Here is a 6165-nt window from a genome sequence, read left to right as displayed (position 1 = left end):
CGGGGTCACGGGGCGAGGAGTTCGGCGTGCGGATGCTCGGAACCTGGGGCGGAGGACCAGCCGGACTGATGCAGCCGCTCGAAGCCGTCCAGGAGGAGGTCCAGGGCGAACTCGAACTCGAACCTGTCATCGCATCCGCGCGCCACAGCGGTGTCGTCGTGCGCGGCCGCGGCGCTGATCTGCCCGATGTTGGGGTAGCGCTCGGCCAGCAATCGACCCTGTGCCGCGATGGTCTCCGGGGGTACCTCAGCCGGCGCAGCACCGCCCGGGCCTGCGGGCTGGTCGAAGAGTTCCTGGGTGAAGCCCCACATCCGGCTGCCCAGCGCGTGCATGACGTGGTGGGTGAGGTCCACCGAGAAGCCGCCGGCCAGGAACATGCCGATCGTCGACTCCAGGTAGGCCAGCACGGTCGGGGTGTGATCGGTGCGAGACTCGAGCACCTGGCGGGCCCAGGGATGCCGAAGCAGCACGCGTCGGGCCGATAGCACCCGCTGGCGAACCGTCGATTTCCAGTCGCCATGCTGGGCGGGCGGGTCGATCTCGGCGACAATCACTTCCACCATGCCATCGAGCAGCTGCTCTTTGTTGGCCACGTGCTTGTACAGCGCCATGGGCACCACGCCGAGTTCCTCGGCGAGCCTGCGCATGCTCAGCGCGTCGATGCCGATCTGATCGGCCACGCCGACGGCGGCCTGCAGCACGCGGTCACGGTTGAGCCGCACCCGCGGGGTGGTCATCACCATTGCTGGTCCCTTCCGAGCCGAAATGGCCTCGCCCATTGACAGGAGTACAGTGTACACCTTAGAGTCGTGGCACCTGAGTGTACGCCGTACACCTTCCTTTTCCAAAGGAGCTCTCATGACCCCCACGAGACGAGCAGCAATCCTCATCGGTGCCCTGTTCTTGCTCACCGAGGTCGGCGCCATCGTCGGCCGCCTGCTCTATGCCCCGGTGCTCAATACGCCCGGCTACGTCCTCGGCACCGGACGCGACGCGTCGGTAGTTCTCGGCGTGCTCTTCGAAACGGTGCTGGTGGTTGCCGTGGTCGGCACCGCGGTGGTCCTCTATCCAGTGGTGAAGCGGAGCTATCCCACCCTGGCGCTGGCCTACGTCGCGGCCCGCATCCTCGAAGCGGCGATCATCGTCGTCGGCATCGTCAGCCTGCTCACTGTGTTGATCCTGCGCGAGCAGCCGCACGGCGTCGACGCCGGCGCCCTCGAGGGCGTCGCGGCCGGGCTGCTGGCGCTGCAGGACGGCACGCTGCTCTTCGGCCCGGGCTTCGCCCTGGGCATCGGCTCGATCCTGCTGGCGGCGCTGATGTTCGCCTCCCGCCTGGTGCCGCGCCCCATCGCGATTCTCGGCCTGGCCGGCGGCACGATCATCACGCTCTCGACCGTGCTGGTGCTCTTCGGCGGGTACGGCCAGTTCTCCGTCATCGGCCTGGTTGTCGCTCTGCCGGTGTTCGCCTGGGAGGTGTCGCTTGCGTTGTGGCTTCTCGTCAGGGGCTTCGACCCGGCGGCCGAGGAGCGGATGCGGGCCACCCACGATGGCGCCGACCGGACGGAGGTGGCCCGATGAAGGCCGCGGTGTATCGGCGGTTCGGTGCCCCCGAAGTCGTGGTACTCGCCGATATGCCGAAGCCCACGCCGGGCCCGGAAGAGGTGCTGATCCGCGTGATCGCGAGCACCGTGAGCATCGCCGATCACCGGGCGCGGTCCCGGGACGTGCCACGGGGACTCGTCCTGCCGACGGCGCTCGCGCTCGGGGTCTTCCGGCCCCGCAAGCGCGTGCTCGGGATGGACGTTTCCGGCGTCGTCCAGGCGGTGGGTAAGAAGGTCACCCTGTTCGCTCCCGGCGACGAGGTCATCGCCATGCTCGGCGGGAAATTCGGCGGCCACGCCGAGTTCGCCCGCATCAAGCAGGACGGTGCGATCGCGGCGATGCCAACGAACCTGAACTTCGACGAGGCAGTGGCCCTGGTGTTCGGCGGCCTCGCCGCGCACGGGTATCTCAGCAGGACCAGGATCGGGACGGGCACCCGAGTGCTGGTCAACGGCGCATCCGGCGCGGTCGGCACCGCCGCAGTGCAACTGGCCAAGAACCTCGGCGCACACGTCACCGCGGTGTGCGGCGCGCGCAACGCCGAACTCGTCAGCTCGCTCGGCGCCGACCGGGTGATCGACTACACCAGCACGGATTTCACGACGGAGTCCGACACCTACGACGTGATCATGGACTGTGTCGGAAATGCACCATTCGAACGGGTGCAACATCTGATCGAACCGGGCGGAGCGCTTCTGCTGCTCATGGCCGATCTCACCGGGCTGCTGCGCGCGAAGTCCCGCTCCCGCAAGAGCGGCAAGCTGATCACAGCCGGCGGTGTCGACTATCAAGCCGTCGACCTGGAGTTTCTCGTCGCCTTGGCGGAGGCCGGACGGCTCCGACCGGTGATCGACCGCAGTTTCGACCTCGCCGACATCGTCGCCGCGCACCGCTTCGTGGACGCCGGTCACAAACGCGGCAACGTCGTGCTGCGCGTGGCAGCCGACCCCGAGGCGCCAGCTACATGACCGCCGGTGCCGACCTGCCCGCTTGCGGACGAGTTGCCCTGGTGGGGCGGGGCAACTCGTCCGCAGCGGGGCAATTCGCGGTCAGGGCGTCAGCACGACCTTGATGCAACCGTCGTCCTTGGCGCTGAAGGTCTCGTACATCTCCGGTGCGCGATCCAGCGGCACCCGGTGCGTGACCAGATCCTCAACACCCAGCGGATCGGCAGGGTCTTCCACCAGCGGCAGCAGGTCACCGATCCAGCGCTGCACGTTGCACTGGCCCATGCGCAGCTGAATCTGCTTGTCGAACATGTTCATCAGCGGCATCGGGTCGGCCACCCCCGAATACACGCCGCTCACCGAGACCGTGCCGCCGCGGCGCACGAGGTCAATGGCCATGTGCAGCGCGGCCAGGCGATCGACACCCACCGTGGTGAAAACCTTCTTGGCCACCGCATCCGGCAGCAGGCCCGCGGCGTACTGGGTGAACGCGGCGGCAGGGTTGCCGTGCGCCTCCATCCCGACAGCGTCGACCACTGAGTCCGGCCCGCGCCCATCGGTGATGTCCTTGAGGGTGGCGACGATGTCGTCGTCGAGATCGAACACCTCCACGCCATGCCGGGCCGCCATCTCGCGGCGCTCGGGCACCGGGTCGACGCCGAGTACCCGGAAGCCGAGGTGGCGACCGATCCGGCTGGCGAACTGGCCCACCGGGCCCAGGCCGATCACGGCGAGGGTGCCGCCCTCGGGCACGTCCGCGTACTGCACGCCCTGCCAGGCGGTGGGCAGGATGTCGCTGAGGAACAGGTACCGCTCATCGGGCAGGTCGGCGCCGACCTTGATTGCGTTGAAGTCTGCGAACGGAACCCGCAGGCGCTCGGCCTGGCCGCCGGGAACAGAGCCGTAGAGCTCGCTGAATCCGTAGAGGCTCGCGCCGGTGCCCGAGTCGCGGTTCTGGGTGGTCTCGCACTGGGTGGTGAGCCCCTGGTTGCACATGAAGCAGTCGCCGCAGGCGATCACGAACGGGATGACGACCCGGTCGCCCACCGCGAGCGTGGTGACGCCGGCGCCGACAGCCTCGACGATGCCCATGTTCTCGTGGCCGAGAACGTCGTCCTTCGCCAGGAACGGCCCCATCACGTTATAGAGGTGCAGGTCAGAACCGCAGATGGCCGCCGATGTGATGCGGATGACGACATCCGTGGGCTTCTCGATCACGGGGTCGGGCACGGTCTTGACCTCGACTGTTTTGGAGCTCTGCCAGGTGAGTGCTTTCACGGTTTCCCCTTCACTGTGTCTCTCGTGCGCTGTGTCTCTCGTGCGCTGTGTCTCTCGTGCGCTGCGTCGCGCGGTCAGACCAGCCTTGTGCAGCCGCAGACAAATCTCAAGCACGATGAACGCATACCCAGATTCGGCGCAGGTCCATGACGAAGGAGGGATCCGACCGTCGTCTGAGAATGGGCAGTGATTTCCTAGACCCGCGCGGCAAGCGCCTCCCTGGCGCGCTTCAGTGACGAGCTCAGGCCCCATTCGGCCGACAGTTTGTCCAACTGGGCGGCCTGCTCCGGCGTGCTCGAGCGGATGCGGCCGTCGAACTCGGGCAGGTCGAGGTTGCGCACCACGTTGACCACAGCCGGCGCCACCCTGAGGTAGTCAGCGGCGGCGAGGATCTTCGCCCGGGCGGATGCGCCGAGCGCGGTGCCGGAGTCGGCCGCGGCCGCGACGATCCCATCCAGATCGCCGAACTCGGCGAGCAGCGACGCTGCGGTCTTCTCGCCCACCCCCGCCACGCCGGGCAGACCGTCGGATGCATCCCCGCGCATCGCCGCAAAGTCTGCGTACTGGGCCGGGGTGACGCCGGTCTTGGCCGTCAGCGCGGAGTCGGTAAGGATCTCCAACCGTGACATGCCGCGACCGGTATATATCACTCGCACGTCCCGGGAGTCGTCGACGAGCTGGAAGAGATCCCGGTCGCCGGTGACGACATCCACGGGAATCGAGGCATGCGAGGCGAGGGTGCCGATCACGTCGTCGGCCTCGTGGTGGGCGGCACCGATGATGGGGATTCCGAGTGCGGTGAGCACCTCGCGGATGATCGGTACCTGCGGGCTGAGCAGGTCGGGCACGATCTCGATCGCCGGGTCGGCATCCGCGGCGGGCTCCGCCGCCACCCGGTGGGTCTTGTAGGTGGGGATCAGGTCCACCCGCCACTGCGGCCGCCAGTCCTCGTCCCAGCAGGCCACGATCTCGGTCGGCTCGAACTCGGTGGTGAGCCGGGCGATCATGTCCAGAAGACCGCGCACGGCGTTTATGGGTTCGCCGTTCGGAGCCTGCACGGTGTCGGGTACGCCGTGAAAGGCGCGAAAGTACAGGGCGGCGGTGTCGAGCAGCATCCGGCGGTCGGTTCGAGTGGTCACGGCGGCATCCTGCCACACCGGCAGACTCGGAGTCGAGATGCTGCGGCGGAGGGCGCGACTTGCATACCTAGCAGCGCTAGGGTTTGCTACCTGGTAGTTCTAGGTATGGGAGGCGCTGTGCGCATCGAGAAAGATCTGGTCGCCGCCGCGGCCACCCCGCTGGTGCTGGGCATCCTGGTGGACGGCGATCTCTACGGATACGCCATCCTCAAGCGAGTCGGTGAACTCTCGGGCGGCAACCTGCAGTGGACCGACGGCATGCTGTACCCGCTGCTGCACCGGCTCGAACGCCTCGGCTACGTGACCTCGCTGTGGGGAACCTCCGAGGCCGGGCGTCGGCGCAAGCATTACGCCATCACCGACGCGGGCCGGGAGCAACTGGCCGAGCGACAGGAGCAGTGGACCGTGGTGGCGGATGCACTCCGTCAGGTCTGGCACGCCTCACCCAGATCGCCCATCGTGGCGGAGGGGTGGGCCTGATGGAGCTTGACGCCGACCTCGAGGCTTAGGTCGACCGGTGGCGCGGCTACGTGCAGCGCCGGCAGGCGATCGCCGCCGCCGACGTGGAGGAGCTCGAAGACCACCTGCGCGAGCAGATCGAAGACCTGCTGGCGAACGGGCTCGACCACGAGGAGGCCTTCCTCGTCGCCATCAAACGGTTGGGCAACCTCGACGCCGTCTCGCGGGAGTTCGCCCGTGAGCACTCAGACCGGTTGTGGAAACAGCTCGTTCTGGTGCCGGACGACGCCGAAGAGAACCGGTCGACCGCCTGGCGGGAACTGGCGGTGGTGCTCGGCTTCGCGCTGGGCACAGGCATCGCGGTGAAGACCGGCCTGCTCCTCAGCGACGGCGGCGTCGGCGTGGCCCGCAACCTCGGCCTGCTCGTCTTCCCGTTCCTCGCCGCCTACTTCGGCTGGAAGCGCCGGCTCACCCTGCCGGTCGCGGCCACCCTGCTCGGCTCCTTCGCCGTGCTCGCGGTGCTGCTCAACGCCTACCCGTTCGCCCCCGGCGGGTCCACCGAGATCCTCGTGGTGCTGCATGCCCCGGTGCTGATGTGGCTGCTGGTCGGGCTGGCCTACGTCGGGGGCCGGTGGCGCTCCGACGCCCGGCGGATGGACTTCGTGCGTTTCACCGGCGAACTCGCGATTTACTACACGCTCCTCGCCCTCGGCGGCGGTGTGCTCTTCGGGCTCACCTTC

General features: G+C 68.0%; 7 protein-coding genes and 1 pseudogene. 4 read left to right on the top strand and 4 right to left on the bottom strand.

The genetic code is table 11. The features are described 5' to 3' along the window. Positions 1 to 5: 5 nt before the first annotated feature. Positions 6 to 737 (bottom strand): TetR/AcrR family transcriptional regulator C-terminal domain-containing protein, encoded by a 732-nt coding sequence (locus JWP54_RS15780; protein WP_297373850.1) that lies wholly within the window; start codon positions 735 to 737, stop codon positions 6 to 8. 121 nt (positions 738 to 858) lie between these two features. Here JWP54_RS15780 and JWP54_RS15775 point away from each other — a divergent pair, with 121 nt between their 5' ends. Next, positions 859 to 1578 carry a DUF4386 domain-containing protein gene (locus JWP54_RS15775; protein ID WP_297373844.1) on the top strand — a complete coding sequence of 240 codons (720 nt, stop codon included), beginning with the start codon at positions 859 to 861 and terminating at the stop codon, positions 1576 to 1578. Next, entirely contained in the window at positions 1575 to 2570 is a 996-nt protein-coding gene (locus JWP54_RS15770) for an NAD(P)-dependent alcohol dehydrogenase (protein ID WP_297373841.1), read from the top strand. Before JWP54_RS15775 ends, JWP54_RS15770 begins: the two co-directional genes overlap by 4 nt. Positions 2571 to 2651: 81 nt before the next feature. Here the strand turns inward: JWP54_RS15770 and JWP54_RS15765 are convergent, their stop codons facing one another. Further along, entirely contained in the window at positions 2652 to 3827 is a 1176-nt protein-coding gene (locus tag JWP54_RS15765) for a zinc-dependent alcohol dehydrogenase (RefSeq protein WP_297373840.1), read from the bottom strand. 194 nt (positions 3828 to 4021) lie between these two features. Continuing rightward, positions 4022 to 4942: a 5'-3' exonuclease gene (locus tag JWP54_RS15760; RefSeq protein WP_297373847.1), complete on the bottom strand. Its 921-nt coding sequence runs from the start codon at positions 4940 to 4942 to the stop codon at positions 4022 to 4024. 141 nt (positions 4943 to 5083) lie between these two features. On the opposite strand from JWP54_RS15760, the gene JWP54_RS15755 reads away from it, so the two are divergent. Then, entirely contained in the window at positions 5084 to 5446 is a 363-nt protein-coding gene (locus tag JWP54_RS15755; protein ID WP_297373837.1) for a PadR family transcriptional regulator, read from the top strand. A 50-nt stretch (positions 5447 to 5496) separates the two neighbouring features. Next, positions 5497 to 5598 (top strand): annotated as a pseudogene (locus tag JWP54_RS15750) (hypothetical protein); the annotation flags it as partial. Between the two features lie 72 nt (positions 5599 to 5670). On the opposite strand, the gene JWP54_RS15745 reads toward JWP54_RS15750, so the two are convergent. Further along, entirely contained in the window at positions 5671 to 6006 is a 336-nt protein-coding gene (locus JWP54_RS15745; RefSeq protein WP_297373855.1) for a hypothetical protein, read from the bottom strand. Positions 6007 to 6165: the final 159 nt, after the last annotated feature.

Source organism: Cryobacterium sp. (assembly GCF_025463825.1).
Lineage (GTDB): Bacteria > Actinomycetota > Actinomycetes > Actinomycetales > Microbacteriaceae > Cryobacterium.
The sequence above is the reverse complement of the archived record's forward strand: the minus strand, read 5'-3'. Positions and strand labels throughout refer to the sequence as shown.

What these genes read in the sequence shown, in the direction of transcription:
- JWP54_RS15760 (WP_297373847.1), bottom strand. Translation starts at nt 4,942, where the DNA reads ATGCTGCTCGACACCGCCGCCCTGTACTTTCGCGCCTTTCACGGCGTA.
- JWP54_RS15745 (WP_297373855.1), bottom strand. Translation starts at nt 6,006, where the DNA reads ATGCAGCACCACGAGGATCTCGGTGGACCCGCCGGGGGCGAACGGGTA.
- JWP54_RS15770 (WP_297373841.1), top strand. Translation starts at nt 1,575, where the DNA reads ATGAAGGCCGCGGTGTATCGGCGGTTCGGTGCCCCCGAAGTCGTGGTA.
- JWP54_RS15780 (WP_297373850.1), bottom strand. Translation starts at nt 737, where the DNA reads ATGACCACCCCGCGGGTGCGGCTCAACCGTGACCGCGTGCTGCAGGCC.
- JWP54_RS15775 (WP_297373844.1), top strand. Translation starts at nt 859, where the DNA reads ATGACCCCCACGAGACGAGCAGCAATCCTCATCGGTGCCCTGTTCTTG.